Consider the following 23,145-nt stretch of genomic DNA (forward strand, 5'->3'; position numbering starts at 1 on the left):
CTTTCACGTCGCCAGTCTCTCCCCACCATGCATCTCCTGATCCAGGCGCTCCGGCTTCGCAGCGCCGTCGCCGCCACCCTGCTTGCAGCACACCTTGCCGCTCATGCGGCCCCGCCCGCCCACAGCGGCACGCTCACCCTGCTCCTGACCAGCGAGCCCACGGCGCTCGTCACCATCGGCAACGTCGCCACGCCCATCCTGAGCGTGAGCGCCAAGGTCACCGAAGGGCTGCTCAAGTACGACCACGACGTCAACCCGCAGCCGCAGCTGGCCACCGGGTGGACCATCAGCCCCGATGGCCTGACCTACACCTTCACCCTGCGCCAGGGCGTGAAGTGGCACGACGGCAAGGACTTCACCTCGGCCGACGTGGCGTATTCCATCGAGCTGCTCAAGAAGATCCACCCGCGCGGCCGCAACACCTTCGCCAACCTCACGGCCGTCGACACCCCCGACAAGTACACGGCCGTGCTGCGCCTGTCGAAGCCCGCGCCCTACCTGATCCGCGCGCTGGTGGCCACCGAGACGCCGATCGTGCCCAAACACGCCTACGAAGGCACCGACCCCGCCAGCAATCCGAACAACAACGCCCCGATCGGTACTGGCCCCTTCAGGTTCAAGGAGTGGGTGCGCGGCAGCCACATCGTGTACGAACGCAATCCCGGGTACTGGGACAAGCCCAAGCCTTACATCGACCAGCTGATCGTGCGCTTCGTGACCGACCCGGCCGCCGCCGCCGTGGCCTTCGAGACCGGCACTGTCGACCTGGGCTACCGCACGCCGGTTCCGCTGGCCGACCTGGAACGCCTGAAGAAGGTGCCGGCGCTGCGCTTCGAGACCAAGGGCAACAGCTACTCGTCGAACGTGACGCGGTTGGAGTTCAACCTCGACAACGAGTACTTCAGGAACGAGAAGGTGCGCCAGGCCGTGGCCCGCGCGATCGACCGCAGCGTGATCGTGAAGGTGGTGAACTATGGCTATGGCCAGGTGAGCTATTCGCCGATCGCACCGGGCCTGAAGACCTTCCACGACCCCGCGCCCTCCCCCTACGCCTTCGACCTGAAGAAGGCCAACGCGCTGCTCGACGAGGCAGGCTTTCCGAAGAAGGCCGGCGGCGTGCGCTTCAGCGTGCCGCTGGACTTCAATCCCATTGGCTCCGACGGTCCGCGCCTGGCGGACTACCTGCGCTCCGCACTGGCTCGGATCGGCATCGCGGCGACAGTGCGCGCACAGGACCCGAGCGCCTTCATCAAGCGCATCTACACCGACCGCGATTTCGCCCTCACGACGAACGGCGCGAGCAACCTGTTCGACCCGACCGTCGGTGTGCAGCGCCTGTACTGGTCGAAGAACTTCATCAAGGGAGTGCCCTTCTCCAACGGCACTCATTACCAGAACCCGGCGGTGGACAAGCTGCTCGAAGACGCCGCCATCGAGAACGACCCGTCCAGGCGCCTGAAGCTCTTCAAGGATTTCCAGGACACCGTGGCGCGCGACGTGCCCGACCTGAACCTCTACCAGCCGGTGTTCATCACCATCGCCAACCAGCGCGTGCACGACCACTCGCTAACGGCCGATGGGGTCGAGTCGAACCTGGCGGATGTCTGGGTGGACGCGGCAAAGAAGTAAGTTCCGGTCGCCCTTTCTTCGTACCCGCGAAGCGGGCGCAGTGCAATGTATTGGGGCCTCAAGCCGCCTTGCGCTGCTCCATTCCTGGCACAGCCGCAATCAAACTGCGCGTATACGGATGCTGCGGCCGGTCCCAGATGTCCCGATGGCTGCCGGTTTCGACGATCTTTCCCTTGTTCATCACCATCACACGGTCGGCGATGTAGCGCACCACCGAAAGGTCGTGCGAGATGAACAGGTACGAGAGCCCGAAGTCCTCCTTCAGCTCCACCAGCAGGTTCAGGATCTGCGCCTGCACCGAGACGTCGAGTGCCGACACAGGTTCGTCGAGCACCACCAGCGAAGGCCGCAGCACGAGTGCGCGCGCAATGCCGATGCGCTGGCGCTGGCCGCCCGAGAACTCGTTGGGAAAGCGCCGCCCGGCATCGGCGGGCAGGCCCACGCGCTCCAGGATGGCGGCGATCCGGTTGCGCCGTTCCGCACGGTCCGACACGCCATGCACCTTGAGCACCGATTCGATGATGTCGAACACGCTGCGGCGCGGATTCAGCGACGCGTACGGGTCCTGGAACACCATCTGCACGCGCCGCCGCCAGGGCTTCAGCGCTCTTTCCGGCAGCGGCGCGATGTCGGTGCCATCGAACACGATGCGGCCGGAGGCCGGATTCACCAGCCGCAGCAGCGTGCGCGACAGCGTCGACTTGCCACAGCCCGACTCACCCACCAGGCCCACGGTTTCGCCCGCGCGGATATCGAACGACACGCCGTCGACCGCATGCAGCACGCCGCCGCCGCGCTGGGGGTAGTCGGTGCGCAGGTCCTGCACCGACAACAGCGGCTCGGCGGCCGGGCCGCGCAAGGCCCGCACTTTCGATGCGGGTCGAGGCACATGGAGCGTGAAGTCGCGCACGCCGGTCGCGGGATCGAGCCGGGTCTGTATTTCGGGCAGCCGCGCATCGGCGTAGTGCAGCGAACTGCCGGCATGGAGCGACGCGCCGAGCAGGCCCTGCGTGTAGGCATGCGACGGCGCGGCAAAGAGCTTGGAGGTGGGCGCCTCCTCGACCTTCTGTCCGCCATACATCACGGCAACGCGGTCGGCCCACTGGGCAACCAGGCCGAGGTCGTGCGTGATCAGCAGCAACGCCATGTCGAGCTCGCGGCGCAGGCCGTCGAGCAGCGCGAGGATCTGGGCCTGGATGGTGACGTCCAGCGCGGTGGTGGGCTCGTCCGCCACCAGCAGGCGCGGCTTGCAGGCCACGGCCATTGCGATCATCACGCGCTGGCGCTGGCCGCCCGAGAGGTTGTGCGGATGGTCGTCGATGCGCCGGTGCGGCTCGGGAATGCGCACGAGGTCGAGCAGCTCGATGGCCCGCTTGCGCGCGGCGGTGACGGAAAGCTTTTCGTGGCGGCGAAGCGTTTCCTCGATCTGCGCGCCGATGGTGTGTACCGGGTTCAGCGAAGTCATCGGCTCCTGGAAGATCATCGCGATCTCGCGGCCGCGCACTTCGCGCAATTGGGCCTGCGGCAGCGCGAGGATGTCGCGTCCATCGAAGTGGATGCTGCCGCGCAGCACCGCGCCGGGTGCCAGCAGCCGCAGCAGTGCCAGCGCGGTGGTCGACTTGCCGCAGCCCGATTCGCCGACGAGCGCCAGCGTCTCTCCGCGCTGCAGTGTCAGGTCCAGCCCGCTAACGGCCTGGATCGGCCCGTTCGAGCCGCGGAAGAAGACATCGAGGCCGCGCACATCGAGCAGCGGCGGTGCGGCCTGCACTTGTTCGAGCGTCATCTCAACGCCCCCTCAGCCGTGGATTGAACGCGTCGTTGAGGCCGTCCCCCACGAGGTTGAGCGCCAGCACCGTGAGCACGATGGCCGCGCCCGGCAATGCGGTGAGATACCACGCGGTGCGCAGCAGTTCGCGCCCTTGCCCGATCATGCTGCCCCACGACACGGCGTTGGGGTCGCCCATGCCAAGGAAGGACAGCGCCGACTCGATGAGGATGGCGCTCGCCACCAGCACCGAGGTGGTCACGATCACGGGTGGCAGCGCATTGGGCAATATCTCCTGGAAGATGATGCGCGCGTGGCCGAAACCCTGGCTGCGCGCGGCCAGCACGAACTCGGTCTCGCGCAGCGTGCGGAACTCGGCGCGCACCAGCCGGGCGATCACCGGCCACGACGCGAGCCCGATGGCGAACACGATCACCGGCACCGAGGGCTGGCCGATCGCGACCACCACGATCACGAACAGGAACGAAGGCATGGTCTGGAACAGCTCGGTGATTCGCACCAGCACGTCGTCGACACGGCCGCCGAAGTAGCCGGCCGAGGCCCCCACGAGCACGCCGATCAACAGGCTCAGCGTGGCCGCCACCACACCCACCGCGAGCGAGATGCGCGCGCCGTGCGCGATGCCGGCAATCACGTCGCGGCCGAGCGAATCGCTGCCGAGCGGATAGCCGGCGTCCTGCCCCGGCCAGAGCAGCGGCGGCGCCACCATGTCGAGGGGGTCGCCGGGGTACAGCAGCGGCGCGGCGAGCGCCAGCACCAGCATGAAGGCCAACAGCACCACGCCCGCCACGGCGGCCGGGTTGCGCAGGAAGGCGCGCAGCGCAGCGCGGCGGCTGGACAGCGGCTTCGCGTCGACAGCGGACTTCGCGGCCACTGCCGGCGCACGGCGTGCGGCGACCGGAGCCGGCGCTGCCGGTTGCCCAATGGCGGCATCGAGGGTAAATGGTGTGGACATCGGAAATCGCAGTCAGAAATCTTAAGGGAGAGCTCAGCGCACCTGGATGCGAGGATCGAGCCAGGCATGCAGCAGGTCGACCAGCATGTTGGCCAGGATGACCAGCAGCGAGGACATCAGCAGCACGCCCAGCAGCACGGTGTAGTCGCGGCCCGCCACCGAGTCGAAGGCCAGCCGTCCGAGCCCGGGCCAGCTGAAGACCGTCTCGACCACCACCGCGCCGCCGAGCAGCGTGCCGAAGTGCATGCCCGCGACGGTGGTGACGGGAATCAGCGCGTTGCGCAGCACATGGCGCAGGTTGACGGTCCACGGATGCAAGCCCTTGGCCTCGGCGGTGCGCACGAAGTCCTGCCGCGCCACCTCGAGCATCGCGGCGCGCGTGAGGCGCGAGAAGATCGCGATGTAGAACCCCGACATGGCCAGCGCCGGCAGCACGAGGTGGCGCGCCACGTCGAGTGCATGCGTCCAGCCGGTGTAGCCCGCGCCGATGCTCTCGCTGCCGCCGGTAGGCAGCCAGCCCAGGTGCACCGAGAACAGCACGATAGCCATCAGGCCGAGCCAGAAGCCCGGGGTGGAGTACAGCAGCAGCGCCAGCACCGACAGCGTGCGGTCCTGCCAGCGGCCGACGCGGGTGGCCATGACGGTGCCCAGCGCAATGCCGATGGCCAGGGCGAAGGCCAGGGCCGTGACCATCAACAGCAGCGTGTTGCCCAGCCGCGCGCCAATCAGCGACGCCACCGGCATGTTGTAGCGCGGCGAAGTGCCGAGGCTGAAATGCGCGAGGTTGCCGAGGTAGGCGCCCAGCTGGTGCAGCACAGGCAGGTCGAGCCCGAAATGGCTGCGCAGCTGCGCCATGCTCTCGGCCGTGGCGGAGCCGGATTCGGCGGCCACCACGTCGGCGGCGTCGCCCGGGATCCACTGCATCAGAACGAAATTGAGAAGGATCACGCCGACGACGGTCGGCACGGCCTGCCAGGCCGTGCGTGCCAGCGTGCGGCTTGCGCTGCGCAGATTCATGGGAAGAGTTAGTGGGAACGGTGATGGGCTGGCAGCGTATGCGGGCCGGTGCTCGCCGCGAAGGAAGCTTTTCTTCTACGGATATCTGGTTTGCTTCGTTGGACCGGCGCGTAGTCCGCCCCTAGAGTGCGGCTCGCTCAACCGAAGACTCCAAATGACCCACCTTCCCTCTACCGGCAAAGCGTTGGCGGCCTTCGCGCTCTTCCTGGGCCTGCACACGTCGCAGGCAGCCCCGCAAGCCGGCGGCACCGTCACGCTGGTGCTGATGAACGAACCACCCACGCTGGTATCGGTTGCGCACTCGCACTCCTCTACCCTGGCCGTGAGCGCCAAAGTCACCGAGGGCCTGCTGAAATACGACCAGGACCTGAGGCCGCAAGGCCAGCTGGCGACAGCCTGGCAGGTGGGCGCCGACGGCAAGAGCTACACATTCACGCTGCGCCGCGGCGTGAAGTGGCACGACGGACGCGACTTCACCTCGGCCGATGTTGCGCATTCGATCCTCTTGCTGAAGGAGCACCATCCCCGCGGCCGGAGCACCTTCGCCCCGGTGGAGCGCGTAAGAACGCCCGACCCGTACACCGCGGTGCTGGAACTGTCGCGGCCCGCACCCTACTTGCTGAAGGCATTCGTCGCGTCCGAGGCGCCGATCGTGCCCAAGCATCTCTATGAAAGCGGCGATGTCCTGCGCAACCCCAACGGTTCGGCGCCCATCGGCACCGGCCCTTTCCGGTTCAAGGAATGGGTGCGCGGCAGCCACATCGTCTACGAGCGCAACACCGACTATTGGGACAAGCCCAAGCCATACATCGACCGGTTGATCGTGAAGGTCATTCCCGATGCAGCCTCGCGTTCCATCGCCTTCGAGACCGGCGACGTGGACATCGGCTATCGCACGCCGGTGTCTCCCGGCGACATCGAACGGCTGAAGGCCAACCCCAAGCTCGGCTTTGAAACGCGCGGCAACAGCTACTCGTACAACGTCACCCGGCTGGAGTTCAACCTGCGCCAGCCGCAGCTGAAGGAGCTCAAGGTGCGCCAGGCCATCGCGCACGCCATCAGCCGCGAGGTGGTGCGCGACAACGTGTTCTACGGCTATGGGGTGATCTCGTACTCGCCCATTGCGCCGGGTCTGAAGGAATTCCACGACACGCGCCCCACGCCCTACCCCTTCGCGCCGAAGACCTCCGAGCGGCTGCTCGACGAAGCGGGCTTTCCGCGCGGCGCCGACGGCACGCGCTTCACGCTGGCGCTGGACTTCAACCCGAGCGACCTGCACAAGCGCCTGGCCGATTATGTGAAGCAGGCGCTGGGCCGCGTCGGAATCAGGGTCGACATCCGCGCCACCGACTTCTCTCAATATGTGAAGCGCATCTACAGCGAGCAGAACTACGACCTGGCGATCAACGGCACCAGCAACCTGTTCGATCCGACGGTAGGGTCGCAGCGTCTGTACTGGTCAAAGAACATCCGCCAGGGCGTTCCCTTTTCGAACGGCACCTTCTACGACAACCCGGTCGTCGACAAGCTGCTGGAAGACGCGGCTGTCGAGATCGATCCGGCCAGGCGCGTGGCACTCTTCAAGGAGTTCCAGCGCATCGTCGGGATCGAGGTGCCCGACCTGAACCTGCTCTCGCCCACCTACTTCACCATCTACAACCGGCGCGTGCACGACCATTCGCTGACCGGGGACGGGGTGGAGGCGAACTTCGCGGACGTCTATATTCGCTGACTTCCCGTTCTCTTGACCCGAACAGCGATGCATTGACCGCCGATGATTTGAAGCAACTCGCCGAGGCTGGCAACCGACGGGGCAACCCCGTCTGCGGGAGCTGGCCGCACCGGGCAGCCGCGTGGGAGAGCTTCACCGAAGACCGGTGGCCCACAGACCTGATGCAGCCCCTGGGCACGCTGCGCGCCGACGGCGTCGACGAACCGGTGTTCGAGGAATTTCATCCGCACGGCACGCGCTACGACTCGGTGGGCGCGCCGATTTCCGTGGCGCACTTTCCATTCAACCGGTGCGATGTGTATCGCTGCACGGCCTGTGCGCGGCTGGTGCTGCGGTACACCGAGTTTGGCGGCTACTACGTCGATCACCGCGCGCGGCGGGTCGATGCCGCGCTGGTAAGCGGCTGAAGCCTCAGGCCAGCAGCCCCTTCCAGTAGAGGCGCGCGGCGGCCAGCACGGTCCGCATCTGCGTGGTGTGGGCCAATTGAAAGGCCGCACCTCGCACGGTTTCGTCGGGAAACTCCGTCACCAGCGTGAACGGCACGGTGGATCGCTCGTCCGTCATGACCAGGCACGGAATGCCGTTGATGCACTCGTAGGGAAGATCGCCCACATGGGCATGCCACATCTTCTGCTGCCGGGCATTGAACTCGGCGAGCTCGGTGGATCCCGACTGCAGTTCCTCGGTGAGCGCGACCAGGAAGCGCATGCCGTCATACCCGGGGTGCCGGCGGAGGATCAGGAAGAAGCCCTTGGGCACCGTCCACAGTTCGCTGCCGCGTGGCACGTAGCCCGCGCGCGGGCGCGTCCATTCATGGGCCGGGTAGCCGTGCAGGCTCAGGTGCAAACGCGCACCGGTGCGGGCGATGGCCTCGAGCCGCGCGGCCTTTTCGCCGAAGGGCGGCTGCATCCGGGCCTCGAGGTCGTCGCCCAGCGCGGTGTAGCGCGCGGAATGCGCCATGTGCGTCGGGTGCGTGGCCTGCAGGTAGTGGTGCAGGGCCGCTCCGTCGGGATTCTCAAGCGGCACGAGCGCGTAGTGGGCGTCGCGGTGATCGTTTAGGTGGCGTGCCGCACGAAGCGCGCCGACCACGCCCGAGCTTTCATTGGCGTGCTGGCCTGCCGTGACGACAAGGCCCGGCAGCGCCCCGCGCACGTGCACGCCAGCGACCTTGCGGCCCTGGAACGAGGTGACCGAGAACGGCTCGCCCGGCAGCGCGGCCACCGCATGCTCGACTTCCACCGGCGCAAGCGAGCGCACGGCCGTATCGAGCGCCAGCGTGCCGTCCACCGGCGGATCGACACGGCGATGCCGCGCCAGCCGCACGCTGAGCTGCGTTTCGCCACTCGACGCGGAGATCCGCGGAACGATTTGTCCGAGCTGGAGCGTGCGATCGGCATCGGGCAGCCCCGCGCGCGCCTTGAAGAATTCGAGCGCGCCGTAGTAAAGGTCTTCCTGCAACGCCTCGAAAGTGCTGATCGTTTCTTCGCCGAACGGCAGGCGGCGTTCGATGCCGCTGGTTGCAACCTCGATCTCGAGCGTATCGAAGAGTGGGAGCGTGGCAGGCCATTCGTGCCGCCGTATCGTCTCCAGCGCGGTGTCGCAGGCGATCTCGAATTCGGTGCGCAGCGGCGCGTCTTCGGCCAGCGTGTCGCCATGCCACACGCGCAGCCAGCCGCAGGGCGAGCCGGCAGCGTCGTTCGGGGCAAACACCTGCCAGCGCCGGCCTGCGGCCTCGACGAGGTAATCGGCCTCCAGCGCCCTGCCCTCGATGAACCGGAGCGAGGCGCGGTCGCCGATCAAGCCGGCCAGTGGATAGGCCTCCAGCCGAAAGCGCTGCGCCTTGCCTGCCGGGGTGTGGACCGCGATCTCGCCTGGCGCCTCCTTGAGCGCCTTCTCGAATTCCTCGAGAAAGAAATGGACGAGCGGCTTGTAGGCGCTGCGCAGCACCGCCGCCACACCCGCCTTGGCCAACGCCTCCTCCGCCGCGCGACGTTCCGCCACATCCTCGAAGAGCCACGCCTCGATGCGCGTTGCCGGCTGTGCGGTGAATCGCTCGACCAGTTGCCTGAGAGTGCGGGGAATGGCGGTGTCGAGCAGAAGGATCATGCAGCGAGTGTTTCGGGGTCCGAAAAGAACCGGTGCTCGATCTGGCGAATGGACTGCCAGTCGGCGGTGAGGCGGTCGAACTGCGCGTCGAACAGGCCTACCATGCCGAGCGCTGTGCGCAGATCGGTGGTCACGTTCACGCGGTCGCCTGTTTTAACCCATCGCTTCACGCTGACGCAAGACGGCAGCCGTTCGATCGAGTCCCAGTCGAACTCCCTGGCGAGCACACCCGCCTTCGGCGACACCAGCAGGATGTGGCCGCAGAAGCCGCTGAAACGCGGCCGGTCGTTCAGCGTCTGCTTGAAAAGTTGCGGGTTGACGAAGGCCTCGACCGTCGCGGAGATCTGGTTCTCTCCGGTCACCGCTGTCGTGAGCCGCGGGTCGAGGCTGCCGTGCAGGCGGGAGTTGAGCTCGACGATGGTCGGGCCCTCGGCGGTCACGATCAACTCCAGGTGCGACGGTCCGTAGTGCAGGCCCACGGCATCGAGCACCTGCGCGGCATAGGCGATGACCTGCGCATACTCCGCCTGCGTGTGGTCGACCACGAGCATCTTCTCCAGGCGCGGCGAGTGGCTGCGGTCGCGCTCCACCTCCCAGAGGCTCACCACCTTGTGTTGCCCCCCGAAGGAGACGGCGTCGACGATGTACTCCTGCCCTTCGCTGTACGACTGGATCAGGATGTCTTCCTGCACCTCGTCGTAGGAAGACTTGATCGCCAGCACGTTGCGGGCGGCCTCCTCCACCTGCTCGGGCGTGCGGCAGATCTTCACGCCCTTGACGCCCGAGCTGCGCGTGGGCTTGACCACCACCGGCAGCCGCGCATGCTCGCGCGCCCAGGCGGCGATCTCCTCGGAGGAGCGCGACTGGAACTGCTGCGGCGTCCGCACGCCGGCACGCCGCAGCGCTTCGATCTGTTCGAACTTGTCGCGCCGCGCGGCGGTGAGCTCCACCGGGTTGCGCAGCGGCGCACCGAGCGCATCAGCGAGCCGCGAGGCCAGTTCCACGCCGCTGTCCACGCCCGGCAGCACCACGCTGATGCCCAAGTCGCGCAGCGCGTCGGCCGTCTGCTGCAGATCGCCGCGGTGAACCACGCTTCGCACATAGTCGGCGGGGTTGATCTGCGTCTGCAGGCGCTCCGGCAGCAGTTCGCTGCTCAGCACGTGGACGCAGCGCACGCCGTAGGAGCGGAACGCCGGCGCCAGGTGCGCGCTGGTCGAGGCGCCGTCGACGATGGCAACGGTATCAAGCAACTGCTTCTTCATGGGGTCTCTTCTCTGCGGTGGGTTGAAACACGCGGCGCACGTAGATGTACGCGCGACGCTCGCGATGAACCAGCCGTTGTGGTCCGTAGGTGATGTGAAGGTCGGCGTTGCGCAGTTCGCCTGCAACCGAGAAGTCCCAGGGCAGCGGATCGCTCGACAGCAGGAATTCGACATGCGCGTAGGAGCGCGGCGCAAAGGTCTCGGGCACGGCGACGCGGCGCCCTTGAAGTTTGTCCAGCAAAGCCGCAACGATGTCGAAACCATAGCCATCGCGCACGATGTCGCAGATGAAGCTGCCGGCGATGCGGGGATTGAGTTCGATGATGTAGGGCACGCCATCGCGCACGATGCAGTCCAGGTGAACCGGCCCCCACGAGAGGCCGGCGCTGCGGGTGGCCTGGGTGCCGGCGTCGATCAGGCGCTGCAGGGCCGTGTCGTCCAGGTCGAGCTCGGAGGTGTAGCCGCGCTCCAGGAAGCCCTCGCCGCGGCGTTTCAGCTTGCGCATGGCACCAACATAGCGGCCGTCGAAGTATTCGACGCAGTACTCCTCGCCTTCGAGGAATTCCTCGACGATCACGCGGTCGGTCAGGCCGGTGCGCTGGTTGGTGCGCAGTTCTTCGGCCAGCACCTCCGCGTGGCGCCGGGCCTCGTTCGCGTCGGCGCAGCGCTTCACCCCATGGCTGGCCGAGCCTTCGGCCGGTTTCACCACCACAGGGAACCGCAGTGCACCGAGCCGGTCCCAGAGCGCCGGCAAGTCGGTGAGCACACCGACGGCGAACTGCGAGGTCGGCAGGCCGCTCGCGGCCAGGAGTTCCTTCTGGTTCGCCTTGGAGACGCTGCGCGCCACGGCACCGGCATCGGGACCCGGCAAGCCGAGCTGCTCGGCCACCTGCGCCGCGAGCCGCGCATAGACATCGTTGGCCGTGGTCACTCGCAGCTGTCGGCCGGGGTCAGGGTAGCGGCTGCGCAGCCAGCCCACGACCACGGTGGCCTCGGTGTCGAGATTGACGGTTTCGACCTCGGGCGGGAACACGCCGTGCAGCAGGTCGTTCGGCCCGCTGATGACGGTCACCGGGAGTTGCCTTTCGAGCGCGGCGCGCACCAGCGCAAGGCTGGTCCCCGTCTTGCGCGCGCCGATCACGATGAGTCGTGTCATTCCATATATCCCGGGAGAAAAGCTACAGGAACAGCACGGCGATCACCGCGCCCACGAGCCGCAGGAACGCCGACAGGTCGAAGGCGAACACTGCGCCGGCCGCGACCTGCGCGGGCAGGCCCAGCATCAGCGCGCCGAACAGCGCCACGCCAATGGCGCTGCCGACCTGGCGCGCCGCGCCGAAGATCGCCGACGCAGTGGCCGAGAGCGAGGGCGGGACGCTGCCGAGCACGAGCGACGTGAGGGCCGGCGTGCCGATGCCTGCACCGATGGCCAGCAGCAGCAGGCTCGGCAAGATGCGCAGGTACGGTGTGCTCGCATCCACGCCGTGCAGCAGCGCGAAACCCAACGCCGAGAGCACAAAGCCCGCGATCACCGGCGTGCGCGGAGAGAACCGCTTGGCGAGCCGGCCGCTCGCAAGGTTGGCCAGCATGATCACCGTGAACGGCAGCAAGGCGAACCCGGTCTCGGTCGGCGTGTAGCCCCTGGCATGCTGAAAGTACAGGCTCAGCACGAAGATCGACCCATAGAAGGTGATGTTCATGAGGACGCCGAGCACGATGGCGGCGGAAAAAGAAGGGCTGTGGAAAAGCCCCAGCGGAATCATCGGCGCGGACACGCGCGCCTCATGGCGCACAAACGCGGCGATGGCCAGCGCGGCAACGGCAAAGCCCGAGAGCACCATCCAGTCCGTCCAGCCGCGCACACCGCCCTCGATGATCGCGTGGGTAAGAAAGAAGAGCGCAACGATGGCCAGCAATTGGCCACCAGCGTCGAGCCGCCCACCTGCCGTGCGGAGGGTCTCCGCGACGTACCGGCGCACCGCCCAGAGGCCGAGCACGCAGATTGGCAGGTTCACAAAGAAGATCGAGCGCCAGCCCAGCCCGGTGGTGAGCGCCCCGCCCAGCACCGGGCCTGCGGCGCTCACCACGCCGCCAATGGCGCTCCACCACCCGATGGCGCGGGTCCGCGCCGCCACATCGCCGGCGCACGCGTGCGACAGCAGCGACAGGGACGTCGGCAGGATCAGCGCGGCGCCAAAGCCCTGCGCCGCGCGCGCCGCAATCAACACGCCGATGGAAGGTGCAAGGGCACAGGCCAGCGAGGCCATCCCGAACAGCACCAGGCCCGCGCTGAAGATGCGCCGGCTGCCGAAGCGGTCGGCAAAGGAGCCTGCGGTGAGCAGCAGCGCCGCAAAGGCCAAGGTGTAGGCGTCGACGATCCACTGCAGGCCGGTCGTGCCTGCGCCAAGGTCCACGCCGATCTGCGGCATCGCGACGTTGACGATGGTCACGTCAAGCTGCACGACGACGAACCCGAAGCTGGTGGCGGCCAGGGTCCAGCCGATTCCGGCGCCGCGCGACGAGGTGGACGCAAGGCCGCCCAGTGAGGCGTCTCCTGCGGCACTCATTTGGAAGCTCCCAGTTCACGCGCGGCGCGCCGACGTTCGCCGAGGCTTTCCAGCCATGGCAACAGACTCTGGATGACGCGCGGCAGCAGATAGACGGGCAGCTGCGCGCAGGCGAAGAACAGCGCGACGGCTGGCGTTGCTGCGGAGCCGAGCGCGGCCCATAGCAGCCCCACGTTGCGGTTGCCCATCAGCAGTGCGACGTTGAACCGGGTGCGCACGCTGCCGGGTGTGAGCAAGTAGGCGATGCATTGCGCGCCGAGGTTGGCGGCAAATGCCAGTGCGATCGCCGCAACCACGAGCCGCGGGTCGTCGAAGATGGCCTGCTGCATGCCGGCCATGGTGCCCGTCGCAAAGACCAGAAGCGCGATGACCACCACGCCGTCGATCGCGCTGCCATGCGCCTCGAGATGCCCTTTGGCGAAGCGACGCACCAGGATTGCGACGCCTTCGGCGGCACCCACCAGGAGCAGCAAACGCAGTGCAAGGCTGGACGGATCGATGGTGACGCCCGGGTCTCGCCCCAGCCAATGTGCCAGCAGCGGCGCGGTAAGCGGCACCAGCGCCATCGCCGCCAGGGTGGCGACCAACGCAACGGCCGCGTCCAGCCCCAGCATGCGTGCCACGGCCGAGGTGCCGCTGGACGGCGGCGCGCAAAACGCGAGCACCAGTGCGAGCGTCCACGCCGGGGGCAGCCCGAGCGCTGGACCGGCAAAGCCGGCGATGACGGGGCATACGACGATTGCGCACAGCGGCAGCGCCAAGGACACCGCGGGCCGCCTTGCCACCGCGAGCACCGTGGCCGGATCGACCCGCAGCAGCGTGCCGAGCACGAAGACGAACACTGTCACGGGCATGAGCGGGCGCGCCAGCTCCGCCAGCGTGGGCACGAGCAAGCCCAGGAACACACCCGCCGCCAGAACAGTCGGGCCGTTGCGGGTCAGGACGGCGAGTGGCCCGGGCATGCCGCTCAGCCCTGCTCGCTCAGTGCGGGCTGAGGCGCTTCCACATGGCGGGAGCGCACGGGCTCACTCGAACGCGGCAGTAGGCAGGGATCGAACACCCGCTCGTGGCGCTTGCCGAAGGAGCGGAAGTTCCACAGGTTGGTGGTGACCATGATGCGCTGCACCCAGCGGTGGGCACGCTCATTGGCATCGAAGCTCGGCACGAAGCTGTCCCGTGAATGCAACGCGAAGCGGTTGTTCACGAAGACCAGCCGGCCAGGCTTGATGTCGATCGCCACGGAGACCGCCCTGACCTCGCGGTGGAAGTTCTCGAGCGCCGCCTTGGCGCGCTGATTCACTGGCAGCACCATGTCTGGATAGAACGCGACGGTCACCCGCGGCAACTCGAGCGGCCCCGACAGCACCGGGCTCAGGTCCGTGTTGTCGCGCGGCGTGGGCGTGGCGCCGCGCCAGCGATACGGCACGCGGATGATGAAGTGGCGGCCATAGAGCGCCTCGAGGTCTTCGTCGCTCAGGCGCGCCAGCGCCAGCCGTGCATCGGCCACCCGGGTGAGCGGCCCTTGCCCCTCGCCTTCGGGCGCCGCGCGCAACCCTAGAAGCAGCAGCGCGAGCGGCGAGGTGTCGCCCTCGGGCATGAAGGCCTGTGCGGCGTTCTCGATGTGGAAATCCAGCTCCACTTCGGAGCCGAGGCCCGTGTACTCGTGCCGGGTGTGCTTGTGCGGCGTGAGGTTGTTGACCAGCTCGAGCCCTTCGTGCGAGATCGAGTACGGCTCGCCGATGGCCGCGCCGAACGCCGCGAGCAGGTTTTCGCTGAGCACCCCGTCCTTGAACTGGCGTCCGGTTTCGCCGAACTGCGGGCTGCCGTGCACGCCGCCGTCGATCGGCAGGTTGTCGATCACCAGATGCGCGTAGGCCGCGCTGTTGGACGACTTGATGACTTCGAGCAAGCGCACGAGGCGTTCCGGAAATCGGGAATAGACGCGCCGGCGAAGCTCGCTGATGTAGGCGGAACTCCCGGCGGGGTCGTAGTCGAGGTCCCCCAGCGCCTGGCGGATCTGCTCGGCCTCGCTGGCGGTGATGCTCACTTCGGCTCTCGAACCTTGGTCTGACATGGAAACTCCTTGAGTGTGTCGACAGGCGCGCAGGAAGGCGCGTCACGTGGGCCGCGGCTGGATAGACCGACCCTGAGGCAAGGCTACGTTGGGGGTTTTATCTCCAAAAGGAATCTATTTGGCTTTTCATATCTGATAATCAGATTTATTACTTTCCACCGCACGCACAGAAGAGACCGCCCATGGACCGTGTATTGCTCGAAACCTTCAAGGCCGTCGTCGACGAAGGCGGCGCCCTCAAGGCGGCCACCGTGCTTGGCTGCGCCCAGTCCAATGTGACGACGCGGCTCCAGCAGCTGGAGCAGCGCCTGGGCGTGTCCCTGTTCAACCGGGAGGGAAAGCGGCTGCGCCTGAGCGACGCCGGAGAGCGCTACCTGCCCTATGCGGCGCGCATCCTGGCGCTGATCGACGAAGCAGCCGCCAACGCGAGATCCGAGGTCGTCGTGGCTCGGCCCCTGCGTGTGGGCACCATGGAGAGCACGGCCGCAATGCACTTGCCCCACGCGCTGGCCGCCTTCCGCCAAGCCTTCCCGGCGCTGGAACTCCAGTTGGAGGTGGAAGCCGAGCCGGCCCTGTCCCAGATGCTGCTGCAACACAGGCTGGACCTTGCAGTGACCGCGCGCGTGAACGAACGCGCAGGCCTCGCATACGAGGCGGGCTTCGATGAACCGCTTGTGGTGGTTGCGCAGGAAGATCCGGCTGAACTGCTGGCGCAAGCGCCCGTGTATGCACCGACGCTCATCGCCTTTCGCGAGGGCTGCCCCTATCGCACCATGGCGCAGCGCTGGCTCGAGTCACGGCGCATCGCCTGTGCGCGCGTGCTGTCGTTCAGCACCTACGGCGCGGTGCTGGGCTGTGCGGCGGCCGGCATGGGCATTGCCGTGGTGCCGCGCAGGCTTGTGGAGAATCAAGCGCAGGCGTATCAGCTGAAGGCCTGCCGCCCGCGCGACCTGGCACCCGCGACGAGCTACTTCGTGTTTCGTGAAGACTGGCGGCCCGGTACGGAGCCCCAGGCCCTGATGCAGGAGCTGCGCCGCTCCGCGCGCCGCCCGCTGGCACCGCTCTGACGCCCGTTCAGGACGCGGCCGGTTCGACGAGGCGAATACCGAGGTCTCCCTCGCGTTCCAGCTGTGCCACCAGGCCGATTTCCCAGTCCAGGTATTGCCTGAAGCCGGCGGCGCGCTTGGCGGGGTCGGAGTGCGCGTAGGGGCTGTACCAATGGTCGTCATCGCCGGTCAACACGCCTTCGGGGCCGCTGCCTGTGGGCAGGCGTGCTGCGGCCCAAGCCTGCGTGCCGCCTGCAAGCGCATGAACAAGGCGACCGGTGCGCGCGCCGAGTTCTGCCGCCACGATGCGCGCGAGCACCCCGTCCGACGATGCGAGCACGATGTGTTGGGACGCAGGTACGTCGGCGGTGAACTCCTGCAACCGGTCGGGTACCGCAAACCGCGCACCGGCTACATGCCGGTGCTCGTAGGCCGAGCGCCGCTCCACGTCAAAGACCACCGCTGCGCCTGCTTCCAGCGCCTTGGCAAGTTCGCGCGGCGCGATCTCGAGCGCGCCCGCGCGCAGCTGCAGCACGCGCACCGGTTCGGGGCCGAGCACCAGCACCGGCACAGCTGGCGGTGCGAACACGAAGACCTCGTGGCCGCCCAGTTGTGCGAGCCACGCCCCGGTGGTCAACGCGCGCACGCCGTCCCAGTCCGCCAGAACAACGCGAGCGCGGCGGGTGCCTATGTATTCGTCGGTGGCCTGCACCAGCTGGCCGCCGGGCGCCCAGCGCCAGCCTTCGAGGTGCCCTGCCTCGTATTCCTGGCGCGTGCGAACGTCGAAGCGGTAGAGGGAGCGCTCGTCGGATTCGGCCTCGAAGCGTGCCAGCGCGGCTGCATCGATCCGGCGCACCCCTGCACGCGCCGCCACATCCTCGGCACGGGCGCGGGCCTGTTGACGTGTGCGCTCGCCGGGTTCAGGCAATGGCGCTGCGCGGCCATGGGTGAGCTTGCGGCCCGCGAGCAGCCAGGCCATGGTGCCGTCCTTGAGCGAAACCACCGGGTTGGGAATTCCCGCATCGATGATGCGTCTGCGCGCCGACGATGGTGCGCGTACGGCCAGCGCAGTTGACCACCACCAGCGTCTCTGGCCTGGGCGCGAGTTCCTGGATGCGGTAGACCAGCTCGGCGCCCGGCAGGCTGTGGGCGAACGGCAGGCTGAAGTCGGCAAACTCCTCGGGCGTGCGGCTGTCGACCACCACGATGTCGTCGCCGCGTTCCACGCGCTCGTGCAGTTCCTCGACCGAGATCCAGGGCGTGTGCTTGCTGTGCTCGACGACCTCGCCGAAGGCCTTGCTCGGCACGTTGCTGCCGCCGAAGAGTTCATGGCCCGCGGCAGCCCACCCCTGCGTGCCGCCTGCAAGCACCGACACGTTGCGCCAGCCCAGGCGCACGAGCTTGGCGGCCGCCTGGTGGGCGAGCGATTCGTCGGCATCGGCCAGCACGATGCGGGTGCTGCGGCGCGGCACGAGGCGGTCGATCAGCACTTCCAGCCGCCACAGCGGCGCCGAGGCTGCGAGCAGGATGTGGCTGCGCACGAAGACGCCGGTCTCGCGCACGTCGAGCAGCGCAATCTCCTCGCCGTCGGACAGCGCGGCCTTCAATGCCTGTGGCGTGATCGCGTGATGACGGAGTTCGGCAAGGCTCATGGGGACTTTCGGCAAAAGGAAAAAGCAAGTTTGCAAGCAGCCTAGCCAGCGGGTCCAGCGCCTCCAACGAAGTTTTTCTTCTACGCATATCCGGTTTGCTTCGTTGGCCGGAAGCTCGCGCGACTCTAGACTCTAGATTGCATCGCCTGATGCAAACATTTCTCCTACCCCACCTCCTGCGCCGCGCCATGCTGCTGAGCGCACTGGCATGTGCAGCGCTTCACCCGCTTGCCGCCGCTGCCGACGAAGCGGCCGGCTTCCCTTCGAAGCCGGTGCACATCGTGGTTCCCGTTGCCGCGGGCGGCAGTGCCGACAAGCTCACGCGCCTCATCGCCGAACGCCTGACCGAGCGCTGGGGTCAGAACGTGGTGGTCGAGAACGTGGCCGGTGCCAGCGGCACCATTGGCGCCGCCCGTGTGGCCAAGGCCACGGCAGACGGCCATATGCTGCTTCAGCAGGGCGAAGGCCTGACGCTCAACGCCATCCTTTTCGACCGGCTGCCCTACGACGGACAGAAGGCTTTCGCGCCGGTGATCAAGGCGGTGGTAAATCCGCAGATCCTCGTGGTGAACCCGAAGACGGGCATCAACGACTTCCGCGGCTACCTGGCGCGCGCGAAGGCGCAACCGCAGTCGATCAGCCTCGGTCTGCCCGGCAATGGGGGCATCGCCCACGTGGCTCACGAAATGATTGCGCAGGACACCGGTGCACAGGTGAACTACATCCCCTACTCGGGTGGCGGCCCGGCCACCCTCGACGTGCTGGCCGGCCATGTCGACGCCACGCTGATCACCCTGGCAGCAGTGACCGACTACGTGCGCGCCGGCAAGCTGCGCGCGCTGGCCGTGACCACCGCCTACCGCTCGAGCGCCCTGCCCGACGTGCCGACCATGGGTGAAGCCGGACTGCCCGGATTTGCCGTGGAAAGCTGGCAGGGTTACTTCGCACCCGCCAGAACGCCCACCGCAGTGGTGGCAAAGATCAACCGTGACATCCAGGCGGTGATCTCCGCGCCGGAAACCCGGGCGAAGCTGGAGGACATGGGCTTCAAGGTGGCAGGCGGCACGCCGTCCGACATGGCGCGCACGCTCGCGGCCGATCGCGTGCGCTACGCCAAGACCATCCAGACCGCGGGCATCACGCTGCGCTGACCGGACCGGCATGCGGCTGCTGCGCGCCGGCCTGCCAGATGGCTCCGGCGTAGAGCGACTCGTCGAAGTCTGGCAGTACATCCGCGCGCGTGCGCTCCTCGTGCAGTGCGAGATCGGCCAGCAGCAGGTCTTCGCTGATGCGGCGTACCACTGCGGGCACGTAGCCGCGGATGCTGGGCACGTCGCCCAGCGGCAGTCCGGTGCTGGCGAATCCGCCTGGGTTGTACGTGTGAATGTCGCGCAGCCAGGGCGCGGTGCCTGGCGTCTTTTCCAGGTACTCGAGTCCTGCACCCAGATAAGGCGCGGCGCCGAGTTCATCGTCGCGCTCATGAGCAGGCGGCTCGAAGCGGTCGCGCCATCGCAGGACCAGATCGGCAATGCTGGCGAGTTCGGGCCGCTGCGAGAGTTCGTGGGTGTAGCCGGTGCCCGCGATCACAAAGTCGAAGTGGAACGTCTCTTTGTGCACCGAGGCGACCACCTTGCCCTCGCGCACCTCTGCGCCCTGCCAAGGCGCGCCCAGATGCAGATGGAAGTTCGGAAACTTCAGCACACGCTCCACCGAGTCTTGCGGCGGCGTGGTGCCGAGACGGCGGTAACGTGCCGCATGGTGCCAGCGGATGGCATCAGGTAGCGCAAGGTAGTTGTCATAGAAGCCCGGGTAGCCGCGCACGCGTGTCACCGGCGTAGCCGCGAGCCGGTCGCGGCGAGCGAACAGGTGCACGGCGGCGGCACCGTTTTCGAGCGCCACTGCCGCGGCATCAAAGGCCGAGGCGGCCGCGCCGATCACGGCCACCGCCTTGCCCGAGAGCGCCTTGAAGTCGATTGCGTGGCCGGTGTGAGCTGCGAGCCCTTGGCTCACTGCCGCTGCAAGCAGGTCGGGTATGAACGGTGCGCCGCTGCCGGCCACGCCATTGGCGAAGATCAGCTTGCGCGTGGTCTCGATGCACGGCTCACCGTTCACTTCCAGATGCAGCCGGAAGTGCGGGACCGCCCCGTGCTCCACCGGCTCGAAGCGGATCAGCCGAGTGCCGTAGCGCACGGCGGTGCCTGTGATGCCGCGGAACCACTCCAGATATTCGGCCCAGGCCGTGCGCGGAATACGGTCGATGGCAGCGTAGGCCGCTTGCCCGTGCTGCGACTCGTACCAGGCTTGAAAGCCCAGCGCCATCACCGGCCCCTCGGGCCCGACAAGGTTTTTGAGCGTGCGCAGCTTGTGCATGCGTGCGCGCGAAAGCCACACGCCGGCTTGAGACGCATCGGCTGCAGCATCGATGACGCTGACGCCGCCAACGCCCGCACGCTGCAGCGCGAAGGCAAAGGCGCTGCCCGTCTGGCCGCCGCCGACGATGACCACGTTGTGATCGATTCCGGTATGCGCTGGCACCCAGCTGGCGGGCGCAGGACCAAGGAGTCGCAATGCTTCCTGCGCCGCGTGATCGGGAGTTGTCGATAAAGGAGAGTTCATGGATTGCGTTTTCGTTGGATTTTGCGTGGACCGCTTTCGGGGGGAGCAGGCAAGTTGGCACTTCCCCCGCGGTCGCTCCCGTGCCTTTTCCTCAGCAGCGTGAGAAGCGAATAAGGGAGTGCGCCAACATTCTTTGGCCCGGGGTGCGAGAAACAAAGCACGGAATCCGCATATGCAGAACCACTTTTTTGCGTTGCTCCAACGAACCGCCTTCGCGAGCATGCCGCTGAAGATTGAGACCAGTTGGGCCGACCTTGCACTATCTCTCATCGAAGGTCCCGCGACACTGCAGCGCACGGCGCGCGGTGTTACCTGCGCTTAGGGCTGTGAAGAACGGTGAAACGGTTGCGCGCCAACGAGAAGCCAGCTTGGAACAATGCCAGGGTTCAGTGCCGCGGCCCAACCGACGATAACCACAGGCACGTAAATACCCCCTTATCGGCAGTTGAAACGTAAGCGTCCGGCCAACCCGTCTTGATTCCTGCCGCTCTGGCTAGGAGCATCGTGTTCACTACTCCACTTATTTCTCGGCGGACACGTGAACACTATCGAGGCGGCGGTAAAGGGAGGCCTATGCGTGGAAGACTTGTCTAGCTTTCCGCGTCGGTAATTTTTTGCCAAACACAGTTACCCTAGGTGCCACCAGCAGCAAAGAGGAGCGGCATGTACACGCTGATCGAATCAAGGGGAGAAATTGCCAAAGCGCAAGATGCGCTTGAGGCGACCATTCGGCAGAACTTCAAGACGCGCGTTGTCAAGGACATCGGCTGGCAGGGCGGACGTCGCAAGCATCAAACGCTAAATGTGCAGAGCGGCTATTGGTTCTACTCCGCGGACCACAAGGAAGGCGACAACCCAAAGCGCCTGAATTGGTTCGGAAAGCACGGCGATGGTCCAGGCGTTCAGATCGCCGTTGAAGTCAACGTTCCATATGCGGGCCGTAACGACATGCTCGCGGGCTTCTTCGCTCGTCACAACCAAACCGGTCGCGTCTATCTGTTCCATACTGGACGTGTGGGAGGCGGCGCGAAGGGCGTGAGCAAAGACGCGTTCCTCGCATGGAGCGCCCTTACGCCTGCGATTGTGCAAGATGCAAACGGAGATCAGCGCAACGGAATTGTAGTAATGCCCATCGAAGGCAAAGGCGCAACGCGCTCCGCCATCGACTATGTGCAAAGCATCATTGACTTCAAGCAGGCCGTTCGTGATGGGGAAACCATCACGCCGGAGACCAAAGAACGCGAGAGGCTTCTCAAGGCCTACTACGAGGAGTCAAGCGGCAGGCGCAAAGGGAAAATCAAGGCGCGGGACATCGACTACGTATCGCGCCACGGTGAGGTAGTAAATGCGCTATCTGCATGGCGCACTGCTAGTGGCCTCGTTCCAGGCGAAAAGCTAGTCAAAAACGTGCTGATTGACCTGGGCCTTAAAAAGGCTGGTGGCCTGATTGAAGTCTACGAAGTCAAGACGAGTTCGTCGCGTGGTGACGTGTACATGGCAATCGGTCAGTTGACCGTTCATTCTCCTAGTGAAAGCTGCCGGCGAATCATGGTGCTTCCAGCGGACGATGCGCTGAAAGCAGACCTCGCGGCAGCACTCCAACGCAACGGCATCGAACTGATTCGCTACCGTCTCTCGGAGACAGACGCCAGAATCCTCGGCTAAAGACTCCTGTTAGCAGGCCTGACTCGCTCCAACCTCAACTATTCCCTCAGGTTTTCGGCGAAATCACCCGCGGTTCACGCGCTCGACCTGCTAGCCGAGCCGATCTCGGAGCTATCCCAAAGAAGCCTGGTTAGCAGAGCCGGACACTCTTACAGACAGTACCGGGGCCGGCTAGCGGCGCGCTATCCGCGTCGCTCGAGTTTCAAGGACGACAGTACAAAGGCGGAGGATTAAGACGTGCATGCACATTGGAAGATCGACAAGGCTTCGCTGGCGAAATGGCGACAGTTGGTAGAAGACAACCGCCATAAAGCCTTGCCTCGCCGGCGGTATCTCTGGAATGTCAAGCGTCAATGCCCGGCGCTCACCGAGCAGTGGATCTGGACGGCTCTTATTGGATGTCAGGTCACCACCCAGCAGAAGTCAGGTCAAGGAACGAGTGTCGATAACTTTTTGAAGTCGAGCAGCCCGGCGCTAAATGTCGAGAGATGTAGGCGTACGCGCGACCTCTACGCCCTTCTGGTGAAAGAACTTGAGCGCGCAAAACTGCGTCGCAGCACAACAATCGCCGAAAATCTTGTAGAGATCATGAGCCACTTGGAGGCAGGCGAATGGCAGAAATTACTCTGCCAGTTGGAAACCATCTCGAAGCGCACAGATTGGAGGGCTGAACGCGCCGTCGTCGACTACTTACTGAAGAAACATGAAGTTCCGGGGACGTCCAAGTCAAGGAAAAGGTATCCCGGCCTTGGACCAAAGCAGGCCCGCAATTTCGTGCAGTGGCTAGGCCTGTCCCGGCATGAGGTACCTATCGATAGTCGCGTTCTGAAGAAAATGAAGGAGTTCGGCACCACTTTTTTGCCCTCCGGTGCCGCACTTGGCGATGAGGCGGTGTACGTCTTCGTGCAGGACGGCTTGCAGCAAATTGCGGAATCGTTGGCTATTTACCCATGCATCTTGGATGCGTGTATCTTTGCTAGCTTCGATATCACAAGTGACGGTGACGCGGGTGAACCAGAAACCCAATCTTGAGCAGCC

17 protein-coding genes and 1 pseudogene are annotated in these 23,145 nt (G+C 66.2%); 7 read left to right on the top strand and 11 right to left on the bottom strand.

Annotation, left to right across the window (positions count from 1 at the left end; all coding sequences use genetic code 11):
• Positions 1–27: 27 nt before the first annotated feature.
• Positions 28–1,629 carry an ABC transporter substrate-binding protein gene (locus BLR24_RS10145; RefSeq protein WP_093016433.1) on the top strand — a complete coding sequence of 534 codons (1,602 nt, stop codon included), beginning with the start codon at positions 28–30 and terminating at the stop codon, positions 1,627–1,629.
• Positions 1,630–1,687: 58 nt separating this feature from the next.
• On the opposite strand, the gene BLR24_RS10150 is transcribed toward BLR24_RS10145, so the two are convergent.
• The 3 genes from BLR24_RS10150 to BLR24_RS10160 form a co-directional block, all read right to left on the bottom strand.
• Complete coding sequence (locus BLR24_RS10150) at positions 1,688–3,412, bottom strand: ABC transporter ATP-binding protein (protein ID WP_093016435.1); 1,725 nt, start codon at positions 3,410–3,412, stop codon at positions 1,688–1,690.
• A 1-nt stretch (position 3,413) separates the two neighbouring features.
• Positions 3,414–4,289: an ABC transporter permease gene (locus BLR24_RS10155; RefSeq protein WP_093017312.1), complete on the bottom strand. Its 876-nt coding sequence runs from the start codon at positions 4,287–4,289 to the stop codon at positions 3,414–3,416.
• Positions 4,290–4,403: 114 nt separating this feature from the next.
• A complete protein-coding gene (locus BLR24_RS10160; RefSeq protein ID WP_093016437.1) occupies positions 4,404–5,387 on the bottom strand; it encodes an ABC transporter permease in 984 nt (327 codons plus the stop codon).
• Between the two features lie 154 nt (positions 5,388–5,541).
• Here BLR24_RS10160 and BLR24_RS10165 point away from each other — a divergent pair, with 154 nt between their 5' ends.
• Positions 5,542–7,119: an ABC transporter substrate-binding protein gene (locus BLR24_RS10165; RefSeq protein WP_093016439.1), complete on the top strand. Its 1,578-nt coding sequence runs from the start codon at positions 5,542–5,544 to the stop codon at positions 7,117–7,119.
• A gap of 47 nt (positions 7,120–7,166) precedes the next feature.
• On the top strand, positions 7,167–7,526 hold the full coding sequence (locus tag BLR24_RS10170; RefSeq protein WP_254787231.1) for a hypothetical protein: 360 nt from the start codon (positions 7,167–7,169) through the stop codon (positions 7,524–7,526).
• A gap of 4 nt (positions 7,527–7,530) precedes the next feature.
• Here the strand turns inward: BLR24_RS10170 and BLR24_RS10175 are convergent, their stop codons facing one another.
• From BLR24_RS10175 to BLR24_RS10200, 6 genes are read right to left on the bottom strand one after another with little or no spacing between them, the layout of a single operon-like run.
• The gene (locus tag BLR24_RS10175) at positions 7,531–9,225 is read right to left on the bottom strand and encodes a M14 family metallopeptidase (RefSeq protein ID WP_093016443.1); all 1,695 of its coding nucleotides are present in this window, start codon (positions 9,223–9,225) and stop codon (positions 7,531–7,533) included.
• Positions 9,222–10,487, bottom strand: coding sequence for an ATP-grasp domain-containing protein (locus BLR24_RS10180; protein WP_093016445.1), 1,266 nt, complete (start codon positions 10,485–10,487; stop codon positions 9,222–9,224). The genes BLR24_RS10175 and BLR24_RS10180 overlap by 4 nt, the downstream gene beginning before the upstream one ends.
• On the bottom strand, positions 10,468–11,643 hold the full coding sequence (locus BLR24_RS10185; protein ID WP_093016447.1) for an ATP-grasp domain-containing protein: 1,176 nt from the start codon (positions 11,641–11,643) through the stop codon (positions 10,468–10,470). The genes BLR24_RS10180 and BLR24_RS10185 overlap by 20 nt, the downstream gene beginning before the upstream one ends.
• A gap of 22 nt (positions 11,644–11,665) precedes the next feature.
• The gene (locus BLR24_RS10190) at positions 11,666–13,054 is read right to left on the bottom strand and encodes an MFS transporter (RefSeq protein ID WP_093016449.1); all 1,389 of its coding nucleotides are present in this window, start codon (positions 13,052–13,054) and stop codon (positions 11,666–11,668) included.
• Positions 13,051–14,016, bottom strand: a complete 966-nt coding sequence (locus tag BLR24_RS10195) for a hypothetical protein (protein ID WP_093016451.1) — start codon at positions 14,014–14,016, stop codon at positions 13,051–13,053. Before BLR24_RS10195 ends, BLR24_RS10190 begins: the two co-directional genes overlap by 4 nt.
• A gap of 5 nt (positions 14,017–14,021) precedes the next feature.
• Entirely contained in the window at positions 14,022–15,128 is a 1,107-nt protein-coding gene (locus tag BLR24_RS10200) for a TauD/TfdA family dioxygenase (protein WP_093016453.1), read from the bottom strand.
• Between the two features lie 182 nt (positions 15,129–15,310).
• Between BLR24_RS10200 and BLR24_RS10205 the strand changes: the two genes are divergently transcribed.
• Complete coding sequence (locus BLR24_RS10205) at positions 15,311–16,195, top strand: LysR family transcriptional regulator (RefSeq protein ID WP_093016455.1); 885 nt, start codon at positions 15,311–15,313, stop codon at positions 16,193–16,195.
• Positions 16,196–16,202: 7 nt separating this feature from the next.
• Here BLR24_RS10205 and BLR24_RS10210 read toward each other — a convergent pair.
• Positions 16,203–17,811 (bottom strand): annotated as a pseudogene (locus BLR24_RS10210) (rhodanese-like domain-containing protein); the annotation flags it as partial.
• Between the two features lie 203 nt (positions 17,812–18,014).
• On the opposite strand from BLR24_RS10210, the gene BLR24_RS10215 reads away from it, so the two are divergent.
• On the top strand, positions 18,015–18,977 hold the full coding sequence (locus tag BLR24_RS10215; protein ID WP_093016457.1) for a tripartite tricarboxylate transporter substrate binding protein: 963 nt from the start codon (positions 18,015–18,017) through the stop codon (positions 18,975–18,977).
• Here the strand turns inward: BLR24_RS10215 and BLR24_RS10220 are convergent.
• Complete coding sequence (locus tag BLR24_RS10220; RefSeq protein ID WP_093016458.1) at positions 18,964–20,442, bottom strand: SidA/IucD/PvdA family monooxygenase; 1,479 nt, start codon at positions 20,440–20,442, stop codon at positions 18,964–18,966. The two genes, BLR24_RS10215 and BLR24_RS10220, sit on opposite strands and share 14 nt — an antisense overlap.
• Positions 20,443–21,105: 663 nt before the next feature.
• On the opposite strand from BLR24_RS10220, the gene BLR24_RS10225 reads away from it, so the two are divergent.
• Positions 21,106–22,107, top strand: a complete 1,002-nt coding sequence (locus BLR24_RS10225; protein ID WP_254787232.1) for a hypothetical protein — start codon at positions 21,106–21,108, stop codon at positions 22,105–22,107.
• A 237-nt stretch (positions 22,108–22,344) separates the two neighbouring features.
• Complete coding sequence (locus BLR24_RS10230; protein WP_093016460.1) at positions 22,345–23,139, top strand: hypothetical protein; 795 nt, start codon at positions 22,345–22,347, stop codon at positions 23,137–23,139.
• The last annotated feature ends 6 nt before the right edge of the window (positions 23,140–23,145 follow it).

Origin of the sequence: Variovorax sp. OV700 (assembly GCF_900099805.1) — a bacterium.
GTDB lineage: Bacteria > Pseudomonadota > Gammaproteobacteria > Burkholderiales > Burkholderiaceae_C > Variovorax.

Bases quoted from the DNA above. Each gene is read 5' to 3' on its own strand.
- BLR24_RS10145 (WP_093016433.1), top strand. From the start codon at position 28: ATGCATCTCCTGATCCAGGCGCTCCGGCTTCGCAGCGCCGTCGCCGCC.
- BLR24_RS10150 (WP_093016435.1), bottom strand. From the start codon at position 3,412: ATGACGCTCGAACAAGTGCAGGCCGCACCGCCGCTGCTCGATGTGCGC.
- BLR24_RS10160 (WP_093016437.1), bottom strand. From the start codon at position 5,387: ATGAATCTGCGCAGCGCAAGCCGCACGCTGGCACGCACGGCCTGGCAG.
- BLR24_RS10165 (WP_093016439.1), top strand. From the start codon at position 5,542: ATGACCCACCTTCCCTCTACCGGCAAAGCGTTGGCGGCCTTCGCGCTC.
- BLR24_RS10175 (WP_093016443.1), bottom strand. From the start codon at position 9,225: ATGATCCTTCTGCTCGACACCGCCATTCCCCGCACTCTCAGGCAACTG.
- BLR24_RS10180 (WP_093016445.1), bottom strand. From the start codon at position 10,487: ATGAAGAAGCAGTTGCTTGATACCGTTGCCATCGTCGACGGCGCCTCG.
- BLR24_RS10185 (WP_093016447.1), bottom strand. From the start codon at position 11,643: ATGACACGACTCATCGTGATCGGCGCGCGCAAGACGGGGACCAGCCTT.
- BLR24_RS10190 (WP_093016449.1), bottom strand. From the start codon at position 13,054: ATGAGTGCCGCAGGAGACGCCTCACTGGGCGGCCTTGCGTCCACCTCG.
- BLR24_RS10195 (WP_093016451.1), bottom strand. From the start codon at position 14,016: ATGCCCGGGCCACTCGCCGTCCTGACCCGCAACGGCCCGACTGTTCTG.
- BLR24_RS10200 (WP_093016453.1), bottom strand. From the start codon at position 15,128: ATGTCAGACCAAGGTTCGAGAGCCGAAGTGAGCATCACCGCCAGCGAG.
- BLR24_RS10205 (WP_093016455.1), top strand. From the start codon at position 15,311: ATGGACCGTGTATTGCTCGAAACCTTCAAGGCCGTCGTCGACGAAGGC.
- BLR24_RS10215 (WP_093016457.1), top strand. From the start codon at position 18,015: ATGCTGCTGAGCGCACTGGCATGTGCAGCGCTTCACCCGCTTGCCGCC.
- BLR24_RS10220 (WP_093016458.1), bottom strand. From the start codon at position 20,442: ATGAACTCTCCTTTATCGACAACTCCCGATCACGCGGCGCAGGAAGCA.
- BLR24_RS10225 (WP_254787232.1), top strand. From the start codon at position 21,106: ATGTACACGCTGATCGAATCAAGGGGAGAAATTGCCAAAGCGCAAGAT.